Annotated in this window: 23 protein-coding genes; 5 read left to right on the top strand and 18 right to left on the bottom strand. The window is 73.4% G+C overall.

Translation table 11 applies throughout. The features are described 5' to 3' along the window. The first annotated feature begins 125 nt into the window (after positions 1-125). Positions 126-737 carry a DUF4870 domain-containing protein gene (locus tag IF06_RS33330; protein ID WP_084588863.1) on the top strand — a complete coding sequence of 204 codons (612 nt, stop codon included), beginning with the start codon at positions 126-128 and terminating at the stop codon, positions 735-737. 39 nt (positions 738-776) lie between these two features. On the opposite strand, the gene hemW is transcribed toward IF06_RS33330, so the two are convergent. Next, a complete protein-coding gene (hemW, locus tag IF06_RS0128240) occupies positions 777-2,000 on the bottom strand; it encodes a radical SAM family heme chaperone HemW (RefSeq protein ID WP_030274637.1) in 1,224 nt (407 codons plus the stop codon). Between the two features lie 19 nt (positions 2,001-2,019). On the opposite strand from hemW, the gene IF06_RS0128235 reads away from it, so the two are divergent. Both IF06_RS0128235 and IF06_RS0128230 read left to right on the top strand, forming a co-directional pair. After that, complete coding sequence (locus IF06_RS0128235; protein ID WP_013287978.1) at positions 2,020-2,805, top strand: enoyl-CoA hydratase-related protein; 786 nt, start codon at positions 2,020-2,022, stop codon at positions 2,803-2,805. 111 nt (positions 2,806-2,916) lie between these two features. After that, positions 2,917-3,777, top strand: a complete 861-nt coding sequence (locus IF06_RS0128230; RefSeq protein ID WP_030274634.1) for a hypothetical protein — start codon at positions 2,917-2,919, stop codon at positions 3,775-3,777. Positions 3,778-3,790: 13 nt separating this feature from the next. On the opposite strand, the gene IF06_RS0128225 is transcribed toward IF06_RS0128230, so the two are convergent. From IF06_RS0128225 to IF06_RS0128195, 7 genes are all read right to left on the bottom strand, one after another. Next, positions 3,791-4,624, bottom strand: a complete 834-nt coding sequence (locus tag IF06_RS0128225) for a carbohydrate ABC transporter permease (protein WP_030274633.1) — start codon at positions 4,622-4,624, stop codon at positions 3,791-3,793. Beyond that, positions 4,621-5,607, bottom strand: coding sequence for a carbohydrate ABC transporter permease (locus IF06_RS0128220; RefSeq protein WP_013287981.1), 987 nt, complete (start codon positions 5,605-5,607; stop codon positions 4,621-4,623). The genes IF06_RS0128225 and IF06_RS0128220 overlap by 4 nt, the downstream gene beginning before the upstream one ends. Further along, on the bottom strand, positions 5,604-6,896 hold the full coding sequence (locus IF06_RS0128215; protein WP_013287982.1) for a sugar ABC transporter substrate-binding protein: 1,293 nt from the start codon (positions 6,894-6,896) through the stop codon (positions 5,604-5,606). The genes IF06_RS0128220 and IF06_RS0128215 overlap by 4 nt, the downstream gene beginning before the upstream one ends. Positions 6,897-7,119: 223 nt before the next feature. Then, on the bottom strand, positions 7,120-7,404 hold the full coding sequence (locus tag IF06_RS0128210) for a GlsB/YeaQ/YmgE family stress response membrane protein (protein ID WP_013287983.1): 285 nt from the start codon (positions 7,402-7,404) through the stop codon (positions 7,120-7,122). Positions 7,405-7,657: 253 nt separating this feature from the next. After that, positions 7,658-7,945, bottom strand: coding sequence for a GlsB/YeaQ/YmgE family stress response membrane protein (locus tag IF06_RS0128205; protein WP_013287984.1), 288 nt, complete (start codon positions 7,943-7,945; stop codon positions 7,658-7,660). Between the two features lie 221 nt (positions 7,946-8,166). Next, the gene (lepA, locus tag IF06_RS0128200) at positions 8,167-10,044 is read right to left on the bottom strand and encodes a translation elongation factor 4 (RefSeq protein WP_013287985.1); all 1,878 of its coding nucleotides are present in this window, start codon (positions 10,042-10,044) and stop codon (positions 8,167-8,169) included. 126 nt (positions 10,045-10,170) lie between these two features. Then, positions 10,171-10,707 (bottom strand): DUF4240 domain-containing protein, encoded by a 537-nt coding sequence (locus IF06_RS0128195; RefSeq protein ID WP_013287986.1) that lies wholly within the window; start codon positions 10,705-10,707, stop codon positions 10,171-10,173. A 131-nt stretch (positions 10,708-10,838) separates the two neighbouring features. On the opposite strand from IF06_RS0128195, the gene IF06_RS0128190 reads away from it, so the two are divergent. Then, on the top strand, positions 10,839-11,843 hold the full coding sequence (locus tag IF06_RS0128190) for an aminoglycoside phosphotransferase family protein (RefSeq protein WP_084588862.1): 1,005 nt from the start codon (positions 10,839-10,841) through the stop codon (positions 11,841-11,843). A gap of 205 nt (positions 11,844-12,048) precedes the next feature. Further along, on the top strand, positions 12,049-12,315 hold the full coding sequence (gene rpsT / locus IF06_RS0128185; RefSeq protein ID WP_013287988.1) for a 30S ribosomal protein S20: 267 nt from the start codon (positions 12,049-12,051) through the stop codon (positions 12,313-12,315). A 387-nt stretch (positions 12,316-12,702) separates the two neighbouring features. Here rpsT and IF06_RS0128180 read toward each other — a convergent pair whose 3' ends face one another. From IF06_RS0128180 to pepN, 10 genes are all read right to left on the bottom strand, one after another. Beyond that, a complete protein-coding gene (locus tag IF06_RS0128180) occupies positions 12,703-13,200 on the bottom strand; it encodes a hypothetical protein (protein WP_030274629.1) in 498 nt (165 codons plus the stop codon). Next, complete coding sequence (gene holA, locus IF06_RS0128175; RefSeq protein ID WP_013287990.1) at positions 13,197-14,177, bottom strand: DNA polymerase III subunit delta; 981 nt, start codon at positions 14,175-14,177, stop codon at positions 13,197-13,199. The genes IF06_RS0128180 and holA overlap by 4 nt, the downstream gene beginning before the upstream one ends. 123 nt (positions 14,178-14,300) lie before the next feature. Continuing rightward, positions 14,301-16,652, bottom strand: a complete 2,352-nt coding sequence (locus IF06_RS0128170; protein WP_030274627.1) for a ComEC/Rec2 family competence protein — start codon at positions 16,650-16,652, stop codon at positions 14,301-14,303. Positions 16,653-16,840: 188 nt separating this feature from the next. Next, the gene (locus tag IF06_RS33320; protein ID WP_412535509.1) at positions 16,841-17,626 is read right to left on the bottom strand and encodes a helix-hairpin-helix domain-containing protein; all 786 of its coding nucleotides are present in this window, start codon (positions 17,624-17,626) and stop codon (positions 16,841-16,843) included. A gap of 502 nt (positions 17,627-18,128) precedes the next feature. Further along, positions 18,129-18,905 (bottom strand): SDR family NAD(P)-dependent oxidoreductase, encoded by a 777-nt coding sequence (locus tag IF06_RS0128160; protein ID WP_030274624.1) that lies wholly within the window; start codon positions 18,903-18,905, stop codon positions 18,129-18,131. Positions 18,906-18,914: 9 nt separating this feature from the next. After that, positions 18,915-19,769, bottom strand: coding sequence for a DegV family protein (locus IF06_RS0128155; protein WP_030274622.1), 855 nt, complete (start codon positions 19,767-19,769; stop codon positions 18,915-18,917). Between the two features lie 48 nt (positions 19,770-19,817). Continuing rightward, entirely contained in the window at positions 19,818-20,447 is a 630-nt protein-coding gene (locus IF06_RS0128150; RefSeq protein ID WP_030274620.1) for a histidine phosphatase family protein, read from the bottom strand. Beyond that, positions 20,444-20,848, bottom strand: coding sequence for a ribosome silencing factor (gene rsfS, locus IF06_RS0128145; protein ID WP_013287996.1), 405 nt, complete (start codon positions 20,846-20,848; stop codon positions 20,444-20,446). Before rsfS ends, IF06_RS0128150 begins: the two co-directional genes overlap by 4 nt. Positions 20,849-20,958: 110 nt before the next feature. Next, positions 20,959-21,555: a nicotinate-nucleotide adenylyltransferase gene (nadD, locus tag IF06_RS0128140; protein ID WP_013475510.1), complete on the bottom strand. Its 597-nt coding sequence runs from the start codon at positions 21,553-21,555 to the stop codon at positions 20,959-20,961. A gap of 82 nt (positions 21,556-21,637) precedes the next feature. After that, entirely contained in the window at positions 21,638-24,154 is a 2,517-nt protein-coding gene (gene pepN, locus IF06_RS0128135; protein WP_030274618.1) for an aminopeptidase N, read from the bottom strand. Positions 24,155-24,181: the final 27 nt, after the last annotated feature.

The following is a 24,181-nucleotide window of genomic DNA, read 5'->3' as shown; positions in this document are numbered from 1 at the left end:
ATGATCGCCCGACGGACCTGCGGTGCGGCCCACCACACAACGCCGCCCACCAGGGCCGAACAGCCGGTCATCGTCGGTCTGTGTCGCTCTGGTGCGAGTTGACCGGTGCCCCTACCGTGGCGACCATGACAGAACCTCCTCGCCCTCCAGGGGCAGGGGACTCCGGCCCCCAGCCCGACCCGTCGGCGCCCTACGGCTCGTCGCCGGGCAGCGAACCGCCCACCGCTCCACTGTCCGGGGCGCCGGGCACCGGCGGCTATCCCCCGCCCGGTGACTATCCGCCTCCGGGCGGCTACCCGCCCCCCGGTGGTTACCCTCCGCCGGGCGGCACGCCCGGCTACGGCGCCGGCTACCCCGCCGGTGGCGGGTACGGCCCCGCCGCGTACGCCAACAACGACGAGAAGACGTGGGCCCTGGTGGCGCACTTCGGTGGTGCCGCGGGTGTCATCGTCGGCGGCGGTCTGCTCGGCTGGGTCGCCCCGCTGATCGCGATGATGACCCGCGGTCAGCAGTCCCCGACGGTCCGCGCCCACGCGGTCGCGGCGCTGAACTTCCAGATCACCTGGGCCATCGCCAGCGTGCTCGCCTGGGTGATCACGGTCATCACCTGCGGGATCCTGTTCTTCGTCCCGATGCTGGTCTGGCTGGTGCCGCTGATCTTCGGAATCATCGGCGGGGTCAAGGCCAACGAGGGTGTGCTCTACCGCTACCCGATGACCTACAACTTCATCAAGTGACACCGCCGGCCGGCCGAGGGGGCGGCCGGCCGGTGCCGGTCACGGCAGCAGGTCGCGTACCACCGCGTCGGCCAGCAGCCGGCCGCGCAGCGTCAGCATCACAAGCCCTCGCGCGTACGCCCCGGCGTCGAGCAGCCCGGCGTCCCGGGCCCGCTCGGCGCCCGCCCGGCCGGGCTCGTCCAGCACGTCCAGCGGCAGCCCGGAGGCGAGCCGCACCCGCAGCATCACGTCCTCCATGTGCTGCTCGTCCGGGGTGAGCTGCTCCCGGGCCAGCGCGGGCGAGGCGCCCTCGGCCAGCCGGGCCGCGTACGCGCTCGGGTGCTTGACGTTCCACCACCGCACGCCGCCGACGTGGCTGTGCGCCCCCGGGCCCAGGCCCCACCAGTCGGCGCCGGTCCAGTAGAGCAGGTTGTGCCGGCACGCCGCCGCCGCCGACCGGGCCCAGTTCGACACCTCGTACCAGGAGAATCCGGCCTCGCCGAGCGCGGCCTCCGCAGCCAGGTAGCGGTCCGCCGCCACGTCGTCGGAGGGGTACGGCAGCTCGCCGCGGCGCATCCGCGCGGCCAGCCGGGTGCCGTCCTCCACGATCAGGGCGTACGCGCTGACGTGGTCCACGCCCGCGTCGACCACCTGGGCCAGCGAGGCGGCGAAGTCGTCTGCGGTCTCGCCCGGCGTGCCGTAGATCAGGTCCAGGTTCACGTGCTCGAACCCGGCGTCGCGCGCCTCCAGCGCGGCGGCGGTGGCCCGGCCCGCGCTGTGCCGCCGGTCCAGCACCGCGAGCACCCCCGGCGCGGCGGACTGCATGCCGAGCGAGATCCGGGTGTACCCGGCGGCCCGCAGCGTCTTGAGCGACTCCGGGCTCACCGACTCGGGGTTGGCCTCGGTGGTCACCTCGGCGTCGGCGGCCAGCCCCCAGACGCGGTCGATGCCGTCGAGGATCCGGGCCAGGTCGTCGGCGGGCAGCAGGGTGGGCGTGCCGCCGCCGACGAAGACCGTGTCGACCCGGGGTGGCGGCGAGTCGCCCAGCACCCGGGCGGCCAGCGCCAGTTCGGCCAGCACCGAGTCGGCGTACGTCTCCCGGCTCGCCCCGCCGCCCAGCTCCGAGGCGGTGTACGTGTTGAAGTCGCAGTAACCGCACCGGCTGGCGCAGAACGGGACGTGGACGTACACGCCGAAGCCGCGCGCGCCGACGGCGCGACGGGCGGTGGCGGGCAGCGATCCGTCGCGCGGGACGGGTTCGCCTTCTGGAAGGACGCCGGGCATGGCCACTAGTGTGCCCGGCATGACCTCTCCGGACGCTCTCGTGCGAGTCGCCACGGCCCGTGGGGTGACCACCCTCACCCTGGACAGCCCGCACAATCGCAACGCGCTCTCGACGCCCCTGATGACCCAGCTGCTGGCCGGGCTGGCCGACGCGGTCGCCGACGACGCGGTACGCGCGATCGTGCTCGACCACACCGGCCCGGTCTTCTGCTCCGGCGCCGACCTGAAGGAGACAGCCGCCGCGTACGCCAGCGGCACGGTGCCCGCCGGGATGCTCGGCGACGTGCTGGTCGCGGTGCGGGAGTGCCCGAAGCCGGTGGTGGCGAAGGTCGCCGGGCCGGCCCGGGCCGGCGGGCTGGGCCTGATCGCCGCCGCCGACCTGGCGGTCTGCGCGCAGGAGGCGACGTTCGCGTTCACCGAGGTGCGGATCGGCGTGATCCCGGCGGTGATCTCGGCGACCGTGCTGCCCCGGCTGGGCCAGCGGGCCGCCGCCGAGCTGTACCTGACCGGCGACACGTTCGACGGCCGCCGCGCCGCCGAGATCGGCCTGGTCACCGCAGCGGTGCCGGCCGACGAGCTGGACGCCGCCGTCGAGCGCTACTGCGCCTCGCTGGTGAAGGGCGCCCCGGGGGCGCTGGCCGGGGCGAAGGAGCTGCTGCGCCGGCCCGCCGGTCCCGACCTGCGGGCCGAGATCGCCGAGTTGGCCGCCCTGTCGACCGGGTACTTCCTCTCCGACGAGGGACGCGAGGGCGTCATGGCGTTCCGGGAGAAGCGTCCCGCCGCCTGGGTGCCCGCCGGAGACTGAGGTTCGCGGCGGGCCCCGCGGGAGCCGCTCCGGCCGACGCGGGGCCCGCCGGTCGGCCGAGACCCGCCGTGGCGGGTGGGACGTACGCTTGTCGGACTGTCGGGACAGGGGGTGCGGGTGCGGACGCGAGCGGCGATCGTGGCATCTGGGGTGGCGGTGTGCGTGCTGGCACTGCTCGCGGTCTACGTCGTGACCAAGCAGTTCGGCGAGCACCTGCGGCTCCCCCTGGCCAGCCGGACCTGCACCGTGAAGGCCGACGGCGAGGTGGTGCTCGGCGCCGACCAGATGGCGAACGCGGCCACCATCGCGGCCATCGGGATGCAGCGCCGGATGCCCGAGCGGGCGGTGGTGGTGGCGCTGGCGACCGCCTACCAGGAGTCGCACCTGCGCAACATCGCCCACGGCGACCGCGACTCGCTCGGCCTGTTCCAGCAGCGCCCGAGCCAGGGCTGGGGCAGCCCGGAGGAGATCCAGGACCCGCGGTACGCGGCGAACAAGTTCTACGCCGCGCTGAAGAAGGTCAAGGGCTGGGAGCGGATGCGGATCACCGACGCCGCCCAGCGGGTGCAGCGGTCGGCGTTCCCCGAGGCGTACCAGAAGTGGGCGGACGAGTCGGAGGTCCTCACCCGCGCGTTGCTCGGCCACGCGACCGGCGCGGTGGCCTGCACGGTCAGCTCGCCGCCGACGATGCGCGGGCCGGCTGCCGCCAGCGCCGTGCTGGAGAGCCTGTCGCTGGACTGGGGGCTGCCCCGGCTGGCCACTGCGACGGACCTGACCGCGCTCACCGTGCCGGCGGGCGACGACCGCAACGGCTGGCGGTACGCGCACTGGCTGGTCTCGCACGCCGACGATCACGGCGTGAAGAAGGTCCGCTTCGGCAACCTGGAGTGGACCGCCGCGCAGGGCTCCTGGGCCCGGGTGAAGGGCGACCCGGCCACCGAGGTGCGGGCCGAGGTGTTCGCCGCGGCCTGACCGGCCCGCCGGGTCAGCCCTTCACGGCTCCCGCGACGAGGCCGGAGACCATCCGGCGCTGCACCAGCAGGAAGAAGACGATCACCGGCAGGGTGAACAGCGTGGACGCCGCCATCACCGAGCCCCAGGCGGTGTCGTCCCGGCCGAAGAAGAACGTCATGGCCACCGGCAGCGTGTACTTCTGCTGGTCGTTCATGAAGGTCAGCGCGAAGATCAGCTCGTTCCACGCGGTGATGAACGAGAAGATGCTGGTGGCGACCAGGCCGGGCGCGACGAGCGGGAACAGCACCTTGCGGAACGTCTGGGCCCGGCTGGCGCCGTCGATGGCGGCGGCCTCCTCCAGTTCCTTCGGCACCGCGGCGACGAAGCCGCGCAGCATCCAGACCGCGAACGGCAGCGAGAAGGCGAGGTACGTGAGGATCAGGCTGGGCAGCGTGTTGTAGAGGCCGAGCCGCTGGATCATCAGGAACAGCGGGATGACCAGCGCCTCCAGCGGGATCATCTGCACCACCAGCAGCATGATCAGGAACGTGGTGCGCAGCTTGAACCGGAACCGGGCCACAGCGGTCGCGGCGAGCAGCGCGACCAGCCCGCTCAGCAGCACCGTCGCCAGCGCGACGAGGGCGCTGTTGAGGAAGAAGTCGGCGAACGTGACGCCCGGGATCAGGTTGCCGGTGAGGATCTCCCGGTAGTGCTCCAGCGTCGGCTCCGCCGGCACCGGCCGGGGCGTGGACGAGAAGATCTCCCGGTTGGGCTTCAGCGAGGTCGCCACCATCCAGTAGACCGGGAACGCGGCGAAGAGCGCGACCAGCAGGCCCGCGCCGTTGAGGGCGATCTTCTTCATCATTCGTCCTCCTGCCGCAGCACCATGCGGACGTACAGGGCGGTCACCACGAGCAGGATCACGGTGAGGATGACCGCGATGGCCGAGCCGAGGCCGTACTTGGGCGGTGGTGAGAACGCCTCCGCGTACGAGTAGATCGACAGCATGAACGTGGACCGGTCCTGGGTGCCGCCGGCCAGCACGAACTGCTGGGTGAAGACCTTGAAGTCCCAGATCGTGGAGAGCACCACGAGGATGCCGAAGACCGGCCGCAGGACCGGGAACGTCACCGACCAGAAGACCTTCCACGGCCCGGCGCCGTCGACCCGGGCCGCCTCCTGCAACTCCGTCGGCACGCTCTTGAGCCCGGCCAGGACGCTCACCGCGATGAACGGGAACGAGTGCCAGACCACCACGAGCGTCAGGATGGCGAAGAACAGCAGCGGGTCGTTGAACCAGCCGTACCCGGTCCAGTCGCTGCGCCCGAACAGCGCCGTCGAGAGCCCGTCCGGGAGCTTGTTGAACAGCCAGGTGACCAGGCCGCTCGTGTCGTCGAAGATCCACTTCCAGACGATGGTGCCGGTCAGCGCCGGGGTGGCCCAGGCGAGCATCACGCAGCTCGCCACGAACGTGGCCATCTTCTTGCCCAGGCGGTTGAGCAGCAGCCCGACCAGCGTGCCGAGGATCATCGTGAGCGCCACGTTGGCGAGCGCGAACAGCACCGTGTTGCGCAGCACCGTACGGAAGAACGGGTCGCCGAGGATCTGCGCGTAGTTGGCCAGGCCGACCCACGGCCACTCGCGGTCGCCGCGCAGCTGCCGGACGCTGTCCAGCTTGTGGAAGGACATCCACACGACCTGGCCGAGCGGCCAGAGCAGCAGCACGGCGATGATCGCCAGGCAGGGCAGGAGGAGCAGGTACGGAAGGTGGTCCACCCGGCGACGGCGCCGCCGCGCGGGGGTCTCCCGCGCGGCGGCCTCGCCGGTGGCCTCGGTCAGCGTGGTCACTTGGCGTTGAGGATGCTTTCCATCTCGGTGGCCGCGTCGGCGGTGGCCTTCTCGACCGTCTTCTGGCCCTTGATGACCGAGCTGTTCATCGCCTGGGTCACCGTCTTGGTCCGGCTGACCTCGACCCACTTCGGGGTGAGCGGGGTCAGCTTGGTGTTCTGGATGGCGGTGGCGAACGCGGCCATCACCTTGTCACTGGCGTAGTCGCCGCTGCTCACCAGATCCTGGTAGACCGGGAAGAAGCCGAGGCTGCTGGCGAACTCCTTGTCCTTCTGCTTGCTCAGCAGCACGGTCATGTAGTCCCAGGCCAGCGCCTGCCGCTCGCTGTCCTTCCAGATGGCGATGTCGGAGCCGCCGGCGAACGCCGGGGCGGGCTTGCCGTCCGGGCCGGGGATCGGGAACGTGCCCCACACCTTCTCGATGTCGGGGTTGTCCTTCTTCATCGCGCCGCCCTGCCAGCTACCGGCGAACGCCATGGCGGCCTTGCCGGTGGCGAACTGGGTACGGGCGTCGACCTCGTTCCACCCGGCGGCGGCCGGCGGGGCGACCTTGTGCACTGTCACCAGGTCGGTCCAGAACTTGACCGCCTTCTGCGCCTCGGGGGTGTTGTAGCCGGACTTCCAGCTGTCGCCCTCCTTGGTCGCGATCTCCCCGCCGGCACCCCAGAGGAAGGAGTAGAACGGCAGCTCGGAGTTGCCGGGCAGGGCGATGCCGTAGGTGCCCGGCTTCTTGGCCTGCACGGCCTTCGCGGCGGCGACCATCTCGTCCCAGTTGGTCGGCGTCTTCACGCCCGCCTCGGCGAACCAGTCGGTGCGGTAGTAGACGGCGCGGACGCCGGCGTACCACGGCACGCCGTACTGCTTGCCGTCGAGCTGGGCGTTCTTGACCAGGTCGGGCAGGATGTCCTTGCCCTCGGACCAGCCGTTGAACTTGTCCGAGACGTCGGCCAGGGCCTCCTGCGCGGCCCAGCCCTGGGTCTCGGTGTTGCCCAGCTCGGTGACGTCCGGGCCCTCCCCGCCGGCGAGCGCGGCCTGGAACTTCTTCGGCGCCTCGAGCCAGGGGATGTACTGCACCACGACGTCGGTCTCGGGGTGCTTCTTCTTGAACTCCGCCTCGACGCTGTCGAGGAACTTGGTCTGGGCGTCGCCGCCCTCACCCATCATCCACACAGTGAGCTTGCTGTTGTCGGCGGCCTTGTCGTCGTCGCCGGAGCCACCGCATGCGGTCAGCACCAACGCGGCCGACGCCACGATGGCGGTGACCGGAGCCAGCCGCTTCCACCTGTTCACGCCATATCTCCCTCAGGGCCGTTTGGCACTAACCTTCTCCGCCGCACCTTAGTAGGAAAATTTCCTTTACAACAGGGGGTGTTCGTGACGGAGGGCACAGGCGACCGTATCGCAGCCGGAGGCCCGGCCGACATCGATGCCGTCCGGGCAGTTCAGGGCTCACATACGCCGACGGGCGCCCGGCCGGTGAGGCCGGGCGCCCGTCGAGGCGCGTGGTGCGGGGTCAGTAGCGCGAGACGCCGCGGCGACGGCCGACGCCGGCCACCAGGGCCACGCCGATCGCGGCGAAGAGCACCTGCAGCATCAGCTCGCGCCAGTCGATACCGGCGGTCTCGGCGAAGCCGGAGGCCCGGGCCACGATCGTGCCCAGAAGCGCGGCGCCGACACCGATCAGCATGTGCAGCCAGATCGGCATGTTCTGACGGCCCGGCACGACCAGCCGGCCCAGCGCGCCGACGATCAGACCAACGACCAGCGCGGTGATGATGCCCCAAACGGTGAGCTCCATGGTCGCCCTCCTCCTTAAGATCCGGTCACACGTTTTTGTGTGTTCACTGTCGTGATCGCTAAGTTCCCGACCGCCCGGAAATCCAAACCGACTCCGATGACGAATTGTGCAGACGTACCCTGACCTGCTGCTTCTCCCCGAAACCCGGCGCGGCGGGCGGTCCCGGCACACCGACGGGGTTCAATGCCCCGAATACGCCAACGGGCGCCCGGCCGGTGAGGCCGGGCGCCCGTCGAGGCGCGTGGTGCGTCGATCAGTAACGCGAGACGCTGCGGCGGCGGCCGACGCCGGCCACCAGGGCCACAGCGATGGCGGCGAGCACGACCTGCACGGCCAGCTCGGCCCAGTCGATGCCGGCGGTCTGCGTGGCGATGCCGAGCGCGCGGGCCAGGACGGTGCCCAGCAGCGCCGCGCCGACACCGATCACCATGTGCAGCCACATCGGCATGTTCTGCCGGCCCGGCACGACCAGCCGGCCCAGCGCGCCGACGATCAGACCCACGACGAGCGCGGTGATGATGCCCCAGACGGTGAACTCCACGGTCGGTCCTCCTAAAGCGATTTCGCACGTTCTGTGCGTTTGCTGTCGTGCCCGCTAAGTGCCCGACGCATCGAAAACCGAAACCGGCGGCATCGGCCGCCGCTCCCCCGGCCGGGACGAACCCGCAGGTGGGAGCGCTGCCAGCAGCTGAAAATTTCCTGGGTACGCGAACGGCCGGCGCCCCTGCGAGGGGACGCCGGCCGGTTCGTGGGCTCTGGCGGCTACTTCTTGCCGGCGGGCTTGCCGTCGCCGGAGTCGGACGAGAGCGCCGCGATGAACGCCTCCTGAGGGACCTCCACCCGGCCCACCATCTTCATCCGCTTCTTGCCCTCCTTCTGCTTCTCCAGCAGCTTGCGCTTCCGGCTGATGTCACCGCCGTAGCACTTGGCGAGCACGTCCTTGCGGATCGCGCGGATGGTCTCCCGGGCGATCACCCGGCTGCCGATGGCCGCCTGGATCGGCACCTCGAACTGCTGGCGCGGGATCAGCGTGCGCAGCTTCGCCGCGATCGTCGTGCCGTACGTGTACGCCTTGTCCTTGTGCACGATCGCGCTGAACGCGTCGACCGGCTCGCCGTGCAGCAGGATGTCGACCTTCACCAGGTCGGACGCCTGCTCGCCGGAGGGCTCGTAGTCGAGCGAGGCGTAACCCTTGGTGCGGCTCTTGAGCTGGTCGAAGAAGTCGAAGATGATCTCGGCCAGCGGCAGCGTGTAGCGCAGCTCCACCCGGTCGGCGGAGAGGTAGTCCATGCCGAGCAGGCTGCCCCGGCGACCCTGGCACAGCTCCATCACCGCGCCGACGTAGTCGTTCGGGGTCAGCACCGTGGCCCGCACCGTCGGCTCGTACACCTCGGCGATCTTGCCGGTCGGGTACTCGCTCGGGTTGGTGACCACGATCTCCTCGCCATCCTCCTGGATGGCCCGGTAGACCACGTTCGGCGCGGTGGAGATCAGGTCGAGGTTGAACTCCCGCTCCAGCCGCTCCCGGATGATCTCCAGGTGCAGCAGGCCGAGGAAGCCGCAGCGGAAGCCGAAGCCCAGCGCGCCGGAGGTCTCCGGCTCGTACACCAGCGCGGCGTCGTTGAGCTTGAGCTTGTCCAGCGCCTCACGCAGGTTCGGGTAGTCCGAGCCGTCGATCGGGTAGAGCCCCGAGTAGACCATCGGCTTCGGGTCCTTGTAACCGCCGAGGGCCTCCTTGGCCGGGTTGTTGTTGATGGTGACGGTGTCACCGACCCGGGACTGGCGCACGTCCTTCACGCCGGTGATCAGGTAGCCCACCTCGCCGACGCCGAGCGCGTCGGCCTTGACCATCTCGGGCGAGATGACGCCGATCTCCAGCAGCTCGTGGACGGCGCCGGTGGACATCATCTTGATCCGGTCCCGGGCCGAGATCCGCCCGTCGATCACCCGGACGTACGTGACCACGCCCCGGTAGACGTCGTACACCGAGTCGAAGATCATCGCGCGGGCCGGCGACTCGGCCTCGCCGACCGGCGGCACGAACTGCCGGACGATCTCGTCCAGCAGGTAGGGCACGCCCTCGCCGGTCTTGCCGGAGACCCTGATGCAGTCCGCCGGGTCGCCGCCGATCAGGTGGGCCAGCTCCTCGGCGTACTTCTCCGGCTGGGCGGCCGGCAGGTCGATCTTGTTGAGCACCGGGATGATGTGCAGGTCGTTCTCGAGCGCCAGGTAGAGGTTTGCCAGCGTCTGCGCCTCGATGCCCTGCGCGGCGTCGACCAGCAGGATCGCGCCCTCGCAGGCGGCGAGCGAACGGGACACCTCGTAGGTGAAGTCCACGTGGCCCGGGGTGTCGATCATGTTGAGCACGGCGGTCTCACCGGCCCGGTCGCCCTCGCGGATCGTCCACGGCATCCGCACGGCCTGGCTCTTGATGGTGATGCCGCGCTCGCGCTCGATGTCCATCCGGTCCAGGTACTGGGCGCGCATCTGCCGCGGGTCGACCACACCGGTGAGCTGCAACATCCGGTCGGCCAGGGTCGACTTCCCGTGGTCGATGTGGGCGATGATGCAGAAGTTCCGGATGCGCGCCGGGTCGGTGGCACCAGGAGCGTTCGCGCCGGGATCGAGCGTCGGTGGCACAGCGGTCCGTTCTGGTCGGCTGACGTGAGCGGGCCGGCGCGCCGCCGGCCCCCTCCATGGTCCCACGTCGCCCGGGGCGCGCCCGGGCTCCCCCTTCACTCCACCGCTATTCCAGGGGTGGCCCGACTATTCCGCGGGTGGCTCGACGAAGAGTGCGGCCAGCCTCGGCAGGCGGCGGCGGGCCTCCTCCTCGTCGTCGAAGTCCCAGAAGTCGTTCAGATCGGGCACCGGGACCGGGTCACGCTCGGCCGGCAGGTCGGACGCGGTGGCCTTCCGGTACGCGTCCCACGGCACCGCCAGCATCTGCTCGCACTCGAACTCCTCGCCGCTGAGCGCGGCGGCCCGGACCTGCGGCAGCTCGGCCAGCGCGTCCGGGTCGCCGACCGCCCGCGCGAACACCGCCCGGCCCTGGGTCATCAGCCAGCCCCGGAAGTACTCGAAGCCGTCGTCCGAGGCGCCCCCGTTGATCAGGTAGGCCGCGCCCCACAGGTCGACCTTGTAGGAGGCGGCGAGCACCCGCCGCTGGTGGTGGGCGTATCCGACGATCTCCTCCGGGTCGCACTCGGCCAGCAGCGCGACCGCCCGGGCGGCGACCGCGTCGGGCTCTCCCCCGGCGCCGGCGCGGGCCTCGTCGATCAACTGCCAGAACTCGTCGGTCCTCATGGTGGGCAGTCTGGCAGAGCCCACCGACGTGCCGGTGCGACGTGCGGCGGTGCGGCGGTGCGGCGGTGCGGCGGTGCGGCGGTGCGGCGGTGCGGCGGTGCGGCGGTGCGGCGGTGCGGCAGCATGATGCGGTGCGCGCGATCTCCCTACCGCCCGTTCCGTACGGGTCGACGGCCGTACGGCCCGGCTGGGCCGACCTGCCGGCCGGGCTGCGGGACGCGCTGGCCGCCCGGATCGGCGGCCCGCCGGCGGCGGTCCGGGTGGCCGGTGGCGGGTTCACCAGCGGCTTCGCCGCCGTGCTGACCGGCCCTGCCGGGGAGAGCGTGTTCGTCAAGGCGGCGGCACTCGACGGGCAGCGGCACCTGGTCGACTGGTACGCCCACGAGGCAGCGATCCTGGCCCGGCTCCCGGCCGGCCTGCCGGTGCCCCGGCCGCGCTGGGCGCTCACCGAGTCCGGCTGGTACGCACTCGCGCTCGACGCGATCGACGGTCACACCCCCCGGCTGCCCTGGGCGCCGGCCGAGCTGGACGCCGCCCTCGCCACGTACGCCCAGGTGGCCGCCGCGCTCGCCGAACCGCCCGCGGAGCTGGCCGCGCTCCGGCTCCCCCGCCTCGCGGACCTGGCCCGCGACGACATCCTCTGGTGGGGCGAGGTGGCCGCCCGGCGCGAGCCGCTGCCCGAGCAGGCCGCCGGCGCTCCGCTGGCCGAGCTGGTCGCGCTGGAGTCGCGCCTGCCCGGGTACGCCGACGCCGCCCCCGGACTGGCCCACGGCGACCTGCGGGTGGACAACCTCCTGATCGACCCCGACGGGCGGGCCTGGCTGTGCGACTGGCCCTGGCTCTGCCACGGGCCGGCCTGGTTCGACCTGGCCGGGCTGCTGCTCACCGCGTACGCCGGCGGCCTGGACGCGGACGCCGCGTTCGCCGGCCACCCGGCGACGGCAGGTGCGCCCGCTGATGCGCTGGACGTGACGCTCGCCGCGCTGGCCGGCTACTTCCTCACCGGCGCCGCCGCCGGACCGTCCACCGCCTCCCCGCACCTGCGCGCCCACCAGCGCTGGAGCGGGGAGCAGGCGCTCGGCTGGCTGGCCGAGCGCCGGGGCTGGTCCTGGGCACGCCCCACCCCTGCCCCTTGATCCACACCAGTTCGGCGAGGTGGCGGCATCCCACGGGCCCTGACCCCACCACCTCCCCGACGTGGCGCGCCGCTCGACCAGGCTGGGCGGAGGCGTTTTGGCTCGTCCGGGGCCGACCTGGTAGCCTGGCTTTTCGCGCGGCGATGACGCATGCTCGTCGTGCGCGTAAGCAGACCAACCCGAGCTATCAAGACGAGGCTGTCGCGTGGCGAACATCAAGTCCCAGATCAAGCGCAACCGGCAGAACGAGAAGCGCCGGCTGCGTAACAAGTCGGTCAAGTCGTCGCTGAAGACCGCCATCCGGAAGTTCCACGAGGCTGCCGAGGCGGGCGACACCGAGAAGGCCACCGTGCTCATGCGTGAGGCCACCCGCAAGCTGGACAAGGCTGCCAGCAAGGGTGTCATCCACTCGAACCAGGCGGCCAACCGGAAGTCGGCGATCGCCAAGCGCGTCGCCTCGTTCTCTGCCTGACCAGCGCTACGGTGCGCGGTGCGCGGTGCGCGGTGCGCGGTGCGCGGTGCGCGGTGCGCGGTGCGCGGTGCGCGGTGCGCGGTGCGCGGTGCGCGGAGATCTTGGACGATTTCGGCCCCTCTGGGGGCCATTTCGTACCAAGATCTCGGGGTGATCTGGCCCCGGCGGTGTCTTCGGCGGTCGGTCGCTCCGGCGGGACAGCACGGGGCGTCCGGAGGGCGCGGTGCGCGGTGTCGGGCGACGAGGTGCGGGAGCTGCACCCTTGCGGGGCAAGGCACGACGCGAGGCATCCGGGAGAGCGCGGGGCGCGGTGTCGGGAGGCGCAGCGCCGGGCGTCCTCCGGAGGGCGCAACGCGGGGCGTCGGGAGCGCGCGGCGCGCGGGGCCGCTACTGCTCGTTCGGGTGGTCGAATGTCGCGCGTTGCGGGTGGTGGTAGCGGACGCCCCGGGAGTCTGTGGTCGCGCCGCCCGGCCACGCGCGGGCGCTCGGCGGCACCGCGCCGCGCGGCAGCGACCCGACGCTCGTCGCGCCGCCCGGGAGTGCGTGGGCGCTCGTGGGCACCCGGGCTCGCCCGACCACCGGCTCCATCTGGCGGCGGAAGCGGTCCCGTTCCTGCTCGGGCACCTGCGCGGCGGTGCGGACGACCATCTCGGCCACCACGTCGTTGAGCTTGACCATCGCCGCCACCGCGATCGGCAGCACCAGCACCGCCCACCAGCTCACCAGTTCGGCGAGCGCGAGCAGCACGGCCAGCGCCACCGCGCCCTCGAAGAAGAGGAAGCAGAGCACCCCACCCGGGTTGACGAAGCGCAGTCCCAGCACCCGGGCGTAGAGCGGACGGTACCGCTCCTCGTCCGTGGCCACCGTCGACCACGCTCGGGTCACCGGGCGCCGCCCTGCCGGGCCGCGGCCACAGAGAACACGGCCCGCTCCAGCGCGTACGCCCGGTCGTCGGCGCCACCCTTGACCGCCGCGTTGCACTCGGCTGCCACCCGCATCGCCTCGACCAGGCCCTCCGGCGTCCAGCCCCGGGCGCGTACCTGGGCCTTCTCGATCTTCCAGGCCGGCATGCCGAGCGTCTTGGCCAGCTGGAACGCGCTGCCCCGGCCGGCGGCGGCGACCCGGGCGACGGTCCGTACGCCGTCGGCCAGCGCATCGGCGATCGGCACCGGGTCCACGCCGACGTGCAGCGCCCACCGCAGCGCCTCCAGCGCGCCCGGCACGTCACCGACCATCGTCGCGTCGGCGACGGTGAAGCCTGTCACCTCGGCCCGTCCCCGGTAGTAGCGGGCGACAGTGTCAGCGCCGATCCGCCCGTCGGTGTCGGCGACCAGCTGCGAGCAGGCGGCGGCCAGCTCACGCATGTCGTTCCCGACGGCCGCGACCAGGGCGTCGGCCGCGTCGGGCGTGCACTTGCCGCCGATGCGGCGGATCTCGTCCCGCACGAAGGCGGCCCGCTCGCGGTCACCCTTGAGCTTCACCGCCGGCACCACAGTGGCGCCCGCCGCCCGCAGACCGTCGGCGAACGCCTTGCCCTTGGCCCCGCCCAGGTGCAGCACCACGAGCTGAACGTCCGGGTCGGGATTCTTCGCGTACGCCAGCAGCGCGGTGGACAGGTCCTTGCGGGCGTCCTGGCCGGAGCGGAGCACGAGCACCCGGCGACCGCCGAACAGCGACGGGCTGAGCATCTCGGCGATCTCGCCGACGGTGAGCGTCCCGGCCTGGTATTCCCGCACGTCCACGTCGGGGTCGACCTCGCGGGCCCGGGCGACGGCTTCGGTGACCGCTCGCGTGGCGAGCAGCTCCTCGTCGCCGAGGACGAGCACAATAGGAGGCAGGTCGGCGGGGGTCACGTCGCCCATACTCGCACGCCCTCCGACCCGGCCGGGCCTGCTCATCGGGGACTGTGACGGCGCAGCCCGCACACAGCGCAAATCCAGACATTTGACTTGATTCCCCATCTACCGCAACAAGATCCCCCTGGTTCAGCGTGGCGCTCCCGACTCGGCGCCGCGCCTCACCACCGCGAGACCGCCACCCGCCTGGACCGCCGCGACGTCCCCGTCGGTGTCGGTACGCAGCACCCGCGCACCGCCCCGGGTCAGCCGGTCCAGCAGCCCGGCGTTGGGGTGCCCGTAGTCGTTGTCGACGCCCACGCACACGAGAGCCACCGCCGGGCGTACCGCGGACAGAAACTCCGGCGCCTGGTACGCCGACCCGTGGTGGGCGACCTTCAGCACGTCGGCCCGGATCGCGGCGGCCGGCGTCGTTTCCAGCATCGCCCGCTGCTCCTCCGTCTCGGCGTCACCGGTGAGCAGGATCCGTACCCCGCCCACGGTGGCAGCCAGAACCAGCGAGTTGTTGTTCGGATCCGACCGGCTGCCCCGCAGCGGGTACGGCGGCCCGACCGCGACCAGGTCCACCGCGCCCGCCCGCCACCGCCAGCCCGCCTGCACCGCAGCGAGCGACGTACCGGCCCGGCGGGCTGCCTCGCGTACCTGGGCAGCGCCGTAGGGTGGCTCGGACCAGGACGGACCCACCACCGCGCCCACCCGCCGGCCCCGGAACACCCCGGCCACGCCGCCGACGTGGTCGACGTGGAAGTGGCTGACCACCAGCAACGGCACCTCGCGTACGCGCAGGCGGCGCAGGCAGGCGTCCACGCCGGACGGGTCCGGGCCGGCGTCCACCACCACGGCCCGGCCGGCGGCGACCGGCAGCACCACCGCGTCCCCCTGCCCCACCGCGCACGCCACCACCACCCAGCCGCGCGGCGGCCAGCCCGAGGCGAGCAGCCGCACCGGCACCGCGCCGAGCACCACCGCCACCACGACGACAGCGATCAGCCGCCGCGCCCGGCGTCGCCGGAAGGCGAGCAGCAGCGCCACGCTCACCGCCGCCAGCAGCAGGGCCCCTGCCACCCCACCCGCCCACGGTAGGTTCCCGGCCGGCAGGTCCGCGCCGTACGCGGCCACCGCCACCAGCCAGCGCGCCGGCCAGCTCGCCAGCCAGGCGAGGAACTCCGCGCCGCCCGGCCACAGCGGCGACAGCACCGCCGCCAGCACGCCGAGTACGGTGGCCGGCGCGACGGCCGGCACCGCGAGCAGGTTCGCCGGTACCGCCACCAGGCTCACCGTCGCGGACAGTCCGGCGATCACCGGGCCGCAGGCCAGTTGCGCGGCGGCCGGCACCGCGAGCGCCTCGGCGAGCCCGGCCGGCACGCCCCGGCGCCGCAACGCGTCCCGCCATCCCGGCGCGAGCAGCAGCAGTCCCCCGGTGGCGCAGACCGACAACGCGAAACCCGGGTCGCCCGCGAGGTCCGGGTCGTACAGGACCAGCCCGGTGACAGCGGTGGCGAGCGCAGGCAGCGCCGACCGGGACCGCCCGGCGGCGAGCGCGGCGAGCCCGATCGCGCCCATCGCGGCGGCACGCACCACGCTCGGCGAGGGCCGCACCAGGATGACGAACCCGACGAGCGCGAGGACGCAGAGCACGGCGGCGGTACGCGGACCGGCGCGCGCCCAGCGGGCCAGCAGCAGCACCGCTCCGACGACGATCGCCACGTTGGAGCCGGACACCGCGTTGAGATGCGTCATCCCGGTGGCCCGGAAGTCCTCCTCCACCTCCGGCAGCAGCCGGCTGGTGTCGCCCACCACCAGACCCGGCAGCAGCCCGCCCGGCGCATCGGGCAGCGGCTCGCAGGCCCGTTGCAGCCCGGCCCGCAGTACCCCTGCCGCTCGTTGCGGCCACGACGCGTCGCCGCGCAGCGTGGGCGGGTCGGCGGTGGAGAGCACGGCGGCAGTCAGGTCGCCGCCGCGCGGGGCGGCCAGCCTCCCCCGACTGGTGACCCGTTGCCCCGGCAGCAGTGGACGCCAGGCCGGGTCGGTGGCCAGCACCAGGGCGCGTACGGGGCCGGTGACCCGGACGCCGTCGGGTCCGGTGAGCCGGATCAGATCCACTCGGACCAGCAGCATCGGCGGCCGGCCGGGCGCGCCGCGTACCGGGCGGGGATCGTCGCGCAGCACCAGCTCGGCGGTGACCGGGGCACTGTCGGTGACGAGCGCGCGGATCGGGGCGGCGTCGCGGACCGCGACCCGCGCGCCGGTGGCCGCCGCGCCGCAGAGCACACCGAGCAGTACGGCGGCCGCGATCCAGCCGTAGCGGCGGGCAGTCGCGCTCGGCCGGCCCAGCACGCCGCCCAGGTGCAGGCCCGTGAGCAGAGCCAGCGCGGCGGCGACAGCGGCCACCCACACGGTCGACCGGACACTCAGGTGCAGCCCGGCCAGCGCGGCGAGCCACGCAGCCACCGCCAGTCCGGCCAGCCGCAGGTCGGGCACGTCGCGGTCCGGCGCCTTACCATCGGTGGTGCCGGAGGCTGCGGAAACGCCCCGGCCACGCTCACCACCCTCCGCAGCGCCGGGCAACACCCGCTCCGCGCCGATCGCCGCAGCACCCACTCGATTCGGGACGTTCTCACCGGCGAGGCCGGGGCGATCCGGCGCCCGGCGCGGTCCGCGACGGGCGGTCACACCGTCACCAGTTCCTTGAGCTGCTCGTACCGGGCGTCGCCGATGCCGTCGACCTGCCGCAGGTCGGACACGGACCGGAACCCGCCGTTGCGGTCCCGGTGGTCGAGGATCCGCTGGGCGAGCACCGGGCCGACGCCCGGTAGCGCGTCGAGCTGGGCCAGCGTCGCGGTGTTGAGGTTGACCAGGCCGGCGGGCGCCGCCGAGCCGCCCGGCGCACCGCCGCCCGCCGCCGGGCCGCGTACGGCCTGCCCGGGTGGGGCGGTGACGCCGACCAGGATCAGCTCCCCGTCCGTGACCTTGCGGGCGGGATTGAGCAGCGCCACGTCGACGCCGGGCAGCGCACCGCCCGCCGCCTCGATCGCGTCGGCCACCCGCGCGCCGGCCGGCAGGCGGACGAGGCCGGGGCGCCGGACCTTGCCGGCCAGCGCGACGACCACCTGACCGGGTGAGCCCGCCGACATCGGCGCTCCGGGAACCGCGCCGGTCGTGGCACTCACCGGCGCCTCGGAGGAGGCCGCGACCGGCTGGACGGGCTCGGCGCTGGGACGCGCGCGCCACGCCCAGACGGCAGCCGCCACGACCACCACTGCGGCCACCGCCGCGAGCGCGCGTACGCCCCGGCGGCCGGGATCGAACGCCCCGGGGCCGGGCAGCCGCGACGCGAGCCCACGCTCGGTTGCCGGAGCGTCGCCTATGCCGTCGGCGTCCGGATCGGCGGAGGCCGGCTCCGTCCCGAACGAATGCTCCCGCCCGCTGTCGTGCTCTGGAAATCCGGGGCGCAGGCCGGGAACCGGCTCGATCTCGTCCGTAGCAGGCCCGGGCCGAGCTCGGAGATCGGGCCAGGGGGCGCCGAGGGCGGGCCCGGCGCCGGCACCGGCCCCGAAGACCGGCCCGGCTTCCCCGAGACCGGACACGCGACCGGGCCCGGAGACGCGGCCGAGACCGGACACGCTGCCGGGCCCGGACACGGTACCGGGCCCGGACAGGGACGGCCCCGGCCGTCGCGAGGACCGCTCCGCTCTACCCGCCTCGCCCAAGCTGTCGGCGGGGATCGGCGGAACAGCAGCGGCATCCGTGAACCCGAACAGCCGGGCGAGCCGCCGCCGTACCGTCGTCTCCTCGTCGTCTGGCACGGCTCGGGACGCTACGGCGACGGCTCGCCCCGCATCGGCCGGTGAGTCCTCGCCTGTGGACAGCACGGGCACTGTGGACAGGCACCCGATCAAGCCCCGACTCTGCTAGGTGTGCCCGGGTGACGGATCGCCGGCAGCGGGCATGGTCACGTCAGCGTGCCTCCGGGTCCAGCCCGAGCACCGCCCGTCCCCCGTCGACCGGCACCGTCGCGCCGTTGACGAACGAGGCGCGGTCGGAGAGCAGGAACGCGACCACCTCGGCCACCTCGTCGGTACGCCCGATCCGGCCGGCCGGATGCAGCCGGGCCATCTCCGCGTCGACGTGCGCCGCCTCCTCCGGGTCGAGCCCGGCGAGGTAGGCGGCGTGCCGTTCGGTGTGGATGGAGCCGAGCGCGACCGCGTTGGCGCGGATTCCGCGGGGACCGTAGTCGACGGCGAGCGCCCGGGTCAGCCCCTCCAGCGCGGCCTTCGCGGTGGCGTACGGCAGGGCGCCCGGCACCGCCCGGCGGGCCTGGTGGGAGGAGACGTTGACGATCGCGCCGCCGGTCCCGGCCGCAAGGAACCGGCGTACGGCGGTGGCGGCCCCGGCCACGGCGGGGCGCAGGTTGAGCGCGATCAGGTCGACGACCTCGCCCGCGGGCGCGCGGTGCAGGTCGGCGTCGCGGAAGACGGCGGCGTTGTTGACCCAGCCGGCCAGCGGCGCGTACGCCTCGGCGCGGTCGGCGGCCCGGCCGGTGACCGTCTCGTCGCCGGCGTCCCCGGTCACGGCGTGCAGCCGGTCGGCGAGCGGATGCCGGACCAGCCAGTCCAGCGCGCCGGTATCCCGCTCGAGCACGACCACTGTGCCACCGTCGGCGGCCAGCCGTTCGACGACGGCCCGCCCGACGCCGCGCCCGCCGCCGGTGACGACGTACGACAGGGGGCTCATCCGGCCACCCTAGGGCGTGCGGCGGTGAACCACCACGCAGGCCAGCCCGGGTCCGGCGTGGGCGGCGACGACGGCTCCGGCCTCGGTGACGTACGTGTCGCGCAGGCGGTCGCCCAGCCGCTCGGTCAGCGCCGCCAGCAACTGCTCGGCCCGCTGCGGCGCGGCGAGGTGGTGCACCGCGATGTCCACAGGGGCGTCCCCTGCCGCCTCGACTGCGAGGTCGACCAGGCGTGCCACGCCCCGGCTGGCGGTACGGACCTTGTCCTTGACCACGATCGCGCCGTCCGGCATGTGCATGATCGGCTTGACCGAGAGGGCGGTGCCGAGCAGTGCCTCGGCCGCGTTGATCCGGCCGCCCCGGCGCAGGAACTCCAGCGTGTCGACGTAGAAGTAGATGGTGGTCCGGGCGACCGCGTCCAGCGCCGCGTCGCGTACCCCGGTCAGGTCGGCGCCCCGCGCGGCGGCCGCGGCGGCGGCGAGCGCCGGGAAGCCGAGGCCCATGCCTGTGGATCGGCTGTCCACGACTGTGACGCGGTCGTTGCCGACCTCGGCGGCGGCCAGCCGGGCGGCTTCGACGGTGCCGGACAGTTCGGCGGACAGGTGCACCGACACCACGCCGTCGGCGCCCTCGGCGAGCAGCGCGCGGTAGACCTGCGCGAACTGTTCGGGCGCGGGCCGGGACGTGCTCACCGAGACCCGCCGGCCGCTCAGCGCGCGGGTGGCGTCGGCCGGGGAGGTCTCGACGCCCTCCAGCCCTTCCGCGCCGTTGAGGACGACTGTGAGCGGGACGACTGTGAGCCCGCGTGCGCGGACCAGGTCGGGGGGCAGGTAGGCGGTGGAGTCGGTGACGACCGCGACGGGCATGACCGGCACGCTAGCCGATGGTGCTGTGACGTGCCGGGGCCGGAGGTGTCAGACCGCGTCGGTGAGCGCCGGCTGGGTGATCAGGCCGACGTTGTGTGCGCGCAGGTGCCAGCCCCGGACGTCGTCGTGGCGCAGCTCGGTCCAGTGGCAGTTCGCCAGCGAGCCGAGGCTGCGCAGCACCGTGTGGTCCCAGCCGAGCAGGTGCCCGACGCCCTGCCGGGCGCCGCCGCCGTGGGTGGTCACCACGACGGTGCCGCCGGTGGCGAGGTCGGCCGCGTCCTGGAACCCGGCGCCGAGCCGGGCGCCCAGGTCGCCCAGGGGCTCGATGCCGGCGCCGGGGTCGGGGTCGCCGGCCCGCCAGCGGGCGTACTCGTCGGGGAACCGCTCGGCCACCTCGGTCAGGGTGAGGCCCTGCCACTGGCCGAAGTGCCGTTCGCGCAGCCGGGCGTCGGAGCGGACCGGCAGCCCGGTCAGCGCCGCGAGCGCGGCGGCGGTGTCGGCGGCCCGGCGCAGGTCGCTGGCGACGATCGCGTCCGGGCGCAGCGCGGCCAGCACCGGCGCCGCGGCGCGGGCCTGCTCCCGGCCGAGGTCGTTGAGCGGCACGTCGGTCTGACCCTGGACCCGGCTCGCGGCGTTCCAGTCGGTGTTGCCGTGCCGCCAGATGATCAGGCGGATCATTCCGCGGTGGCGGTGCCGGCGGCCGAGTCGGCCAGGTCGCGATCGGTGAACGGGATCTGCGGGCAGTCCTTCCAGAGCCGGTCGAGCGCGTAGAACTCGCGCTCCTCGGTGTGCTGGACGTGGACCACGATGTCGACGTAGTCGAGCAGCACCCAGCGGCCACCCCGCTCGCCCTCGCGGCGCACCGGCTTGGCCTTCTCCGGCAGCTCCAGCAGGCGCTCCTCGATGGCGTCGACGATGGCGAGCACCTGACGCTCGTTCGGAGCGGCGGCCAGCAGGAACGCGTCGGTGATCGCGAGCTGGTCGCCCACGTCGATGATGACGATGTCCTGTGCCTTCTTGTCGGCCGCGGCCTGGGCGGCGGCCATCGCCAGCTCGTGCGCGCGTTCGGAAACTGTCACCGTTCTCCTTCGATCAACCATGCGACCCTCCAAGCCTCTCACACCCGGCGGTGCGGCGACTTGTCAGTTCTGGTCGATTTCAGGCATGAACCGGGATGCAAGGGGGCGAATCATCGCTGGTAGAGGCGCCGTTTCGCGATGTACTGCACCACACCGTCGGGCACCAGGTACCACACCGGCTCCCCGCGGGCGACGCGCGCGCGGCAGTCGGTCGAGGAGATGGCCATCGCGGGCACCTGCACCAGGCTCACCGAGTCGGCGGGGAGGTGCTTGTCGGTGAGTTCGAAGCCGGGCCGGGTCACGCCGATGAAGTGGGCCAGTTCGAGCGCCTCGTCCAGGTCCTTCCAGGAGAGGATGCGCTCCAGGGCGTCCGCGCCGGTGATGAAGAACAGCTGCGCCTTCGGGCCGTACTCGGCGTGCAGGTCGCGCAGCGTGTCGACGGTGTAGGTGGGACCGCCCCGGTCGATGTCGACCCGGCTCACCTGGAAACGCGGGTTGGAGGCGGTGGCGATCACCGTCATGAGGTAGCGGTCCTCGGCCGGGGTGACCGCTTCCTCCGCCTTCTGCCACGGTTGCCCGGTCGGCACGAAGACGACCTCGTCCAGGCCGAACCGGTCGGCCACCTCGCTCGCCGCCACCAGGTGCCCGTGGTGGATCGGGTCGAACGTGCCGCCCATGATGCCGACCCGCCGGATGTCTTCCTCCACCCAGCGATCGTAGGCCGCGCGCCGGACGGGCCCGGGCGGGGTCGGCCACGCCGGGCGGATCAGCCCGCCCGGCGTGCCCCGGTCAGGCCGACGCGGCGGCCACAGCCGTCCGGGCCACGAGCGCCCGGCGCATGTCGTCGTCCAGGTCGGTCACCCATCGCCGCAGGCCGGGCGTGAGGTCGTCGCGGGCCAGCAGCGCCGCGGCCATCTCCCGGGTGGGTTGCGACACGGCGTAGCGGGGGTACGCGGCCACCGTGACCGCGTCGGCCACCCACGCGGTACGCAGACGCGCCGCCGCCGGCATGTCGGTGAAGTAGCGCTCCACGTACCCGGCGGTCAGCTCGGCCTGCTCGGGCTGCCAGAAGCCCTCGGCGGTCGCCTCGACGAGCCGGTTGGACAGCTCGGTGCTGCGGGTGACGATCTCCCAGGCGGCCCGTTTCGCGTCGGCGTCGGGCAGCGCGGCCCGGCACGCGGCGGCCTGCTCGGCGCCGGTGGCGCTGCGGTCGCCGTCCGCCTCGGCGTCGATCTCCGGCGCACCGGCGGCACCGAGCACCACGAGCCGGCGCAGCACCGCCCAGCGCAGGTCGGCGTCGACCGCGAGCCCCGGCGGCACGTCCTTGCCGGCGAGCCAGCCGGTCAGCATGGCCGTGTCGGTGGTGGCGCCGATCAGACCTCGCACCGCCGCCAGTTGCAGGGAGCCGCCAGCGGGCGCCGAGTCGAGCAGCGCCCCGCAGGCGGTCGCCACCCGCAGCAGCGCCGCGTCCCGGGCGAGCGGGCCGAGGTAGCGGTCGATCAGCCGGCGGCTGAGCAGCAGCACGTCCTCGACGATCGTCACCTCGGTCTCGGCGGGCAGCGCCGCCGCGATCAGCCCGGCGAGCGCGCCGGCCGGCCGTTCCCCGTCGGTGACCGCGTCCAGCGTCTCGGCCCAGAGCAGCGCCCGGGCCAGCGAATCGTCGAGCCCCGGCAGCAGCAGCGGCACCGCGTCCGCCGAGGCCGGGTCGAGGCGGATCTTGGCGAACGTCAGGTCACCGGCGTTCGGCAGCACGAGCCCGGTGGCGGGCCGCCCGACCAGCTCCGGCAGCGGCGTGCGACCGCCGTCGGCGTCGGGGTCGAGGTCGACCTCGAAACGGTACGCCGGGCCGTCGGCGGTGTGGTGGGCCACCCCGATGCGGTGCGGCCGCTGCACCGGGTGGCTCGCCGGGGCGGTCTGCACGATCGCCACCTCGGTCCACCGCCCGTCGGCGTCCACAGCGGTGTCGACCCGCAGCGTGTTCACCTGCGCGCGGCGCAGCCAGCGTTCCGCCCAGCCGTCCAGGTCGCGGCCGCTCGCCGTACCCAGGGCGGCCAGCAGGTCGGCGAGCGTGGCGTTGCCGAACCGGTGCGCCGCGAAGTGGGCGTTCAGCCCGGCCAGGAACGCCTCGTCACCGAGCCAGGCGACGAGCTGGCGCAGCACGCTGGCGCCCTTGGCGTACGAGATGCCGTCGAAGTTGAGCAGCGCCTGCGCGGCGTCGGCCACCTCCTCCGGTGCCACCGGGTGGGTGGAGGGACGCTGGTCGGCGGTGTAGCCCCACGCCTTGCGGCGGCTCGCGAACGTGGTCCACGCCCGGTCGAACCGGGTCGCCTCGGCGGTGACCCGGGTGCCCAGGTATTCGGCGAAGGACTCGTTGAGCCACAGGTCGTCCCACCAGCTCATGGTGACCAGGTCGCCGAACCACATGTGCGCCATCTCGTGGGCGATGGTGGTGGCGCGCAGCTCCCGCTGGGTGTCCGTGACGGCGGAGCGGAAGACGTAGTCGTCGCGGATCGTGACCAGGCCCGGGTTCTCCATCGCGCCGGCGTTGAACTCGGGCACGAACGCCTGGTCGTACTTGCCGAACGGGTAGCGCTCGGCGAACAGCTCGTGGAAGCGGTCGAAGCACTGCCGGGTGACGGTGAAGATCTCCTCGGCGTCGGCGTCCAGGTGGGCCGCGAGCGAACGCCGGCAGTAGAGGCCGAGCGGGATGCCGTCGTGCTCGGCGCGCAGCACGTGCCAGGGCCCGGCGATCAGCGAGACGAAGTAGGTGGCCAGCGGCTCGGTGGTGGCGAACTCCCAGCGCCCGGGCGCGGGGCGGTCGGCGAGCGGCCCGTTGGCGGCGACAGTCCACTCCGGCGGCGCGGTGACCGTCAGCGTCACCGGCGCCTTCAGGTCGGGCTGGTCGAACGCGGCGAAGATGCGCGGCCCGTCGTCCAGGAAGGACATCGCGTAGAGGTAGGTCTCGCCGTCGGCCGGGTCGACGAAACGGTGCAGCCCTTCGCCCGTGTTGGAGTAGGCCATCTCGGCCTCGACTGTGAGCGTGTTCGTCGCGGCCAGGCCGGTCAGCGGCAGCCGGTCGCCGGCCAGCAGGGCCGGGTCGATGGCGCGGCCGTTGAGGCGGGCGGCGAGGAGTCGGCGCGGCTTGACGTCGACGAAGGTCTCGGCTCCGGGGGTGGCCCGGAACCGGATGGTGACGGCGGAGCGGAACCGCTCGGCGTCGCCGGTCAGATCGAGGTCCACATCGTAGGACTCGACGGTGATCGACGCGCGGCGCGCGGTCGCCTCTGCACGGGTGAGGCTCGGCATCCGCTTATCCTGCCCGATGAGGTCCGC

Origin of the sequence: Micromonospora globosa, assembly GCF_000717585.1 — a bacterium.
Lineage (GTDB): Bacteria > Actinomycetota > Actinomycetes > Mycobacteriales > Micromonosporaceae > Micromonospora > Micromonospora aurantiaca.
Note: the sequence above shows the minus strand (reverse complement) of the source record. Positions and strands in the feature narration are given on the sequence as shown.

Coding starts and splice junctions, on each gene's coding strand:
- IF06_RS0128225 (WP_030274633.1), bottom strand. CDS start 4,624: ATGATGAAGAAGATCGCCCTCAACGGCGCGGGCCTGCTGGTCGCGCTC.
- holA (WP_013287990.1), bottom strand. CDS start 14,177: ATGGGCGACGTGACCCCCGCCGACCTGCCTCCTATTGTGCTCGTCCTC.
- IF06_RS0128150 (WP_030274620.1), bottom strand. CDS start 20,447: ATGATCCGCCTGATCATCTGGCGGCACGGCAACACCGACTGGAACGCC.
- IF06_RS33330 (WP_084588863.1), top strand. CDS start 126: ATGACAGAACCTCCTCGCCCTCCAGGGGCAGGGGACTCCGGCCCCCAG.
- IF06_RS0128195 (WP_013287986.1), bottom strand. CDS start 10,707: ATGAGGACCGACGAGTTCTGGCAGTTGATCGACGAGGCCCGCGCCGGC.
- IF06_RS0128235 (WP_013287978.1), top strand. CDS start 2,020: ATGACCTCTCCGGACGCTCTCGTGCGAGTCGCCACGGCCCGTGGGGTG.
- IF06_RS0128160 (WP_030274624.1), bottom strand. CDS start 18,905: ATGAGCCCCCTGTCGTACGTCGTCACCGGCGGCGGGCGCGGCGTCGGG.
- hemW (WP_030274637.1), bottom strand. CDS start 2,000: ATGCCCGGCGTCCTTCCAGAAGGCGAACCCGTCCCGCGCGACGGATCG.
- pepN (WP_030274618.1), bottom strand. CDS start 24,154: ATGCCGAGCCTCACCCGTGCAGAGGCGACCGCGCGCCGCGCGTCGATC.
- IF06_RS0128210 (WP_013287983.1), bottom strand. CDS start 7,404: ATGGAGCTCACCGTTTGGGGCATCATCACCGCGCTGGTCGTTGGTCTG.
- IF06_RS0128155 (WP_030274622.1), bottom strand. CDS start 19,769: ATGCCCGTCGCGGTCGTCACCGACTCCACCGCCTACCTGCCCCCCGAC.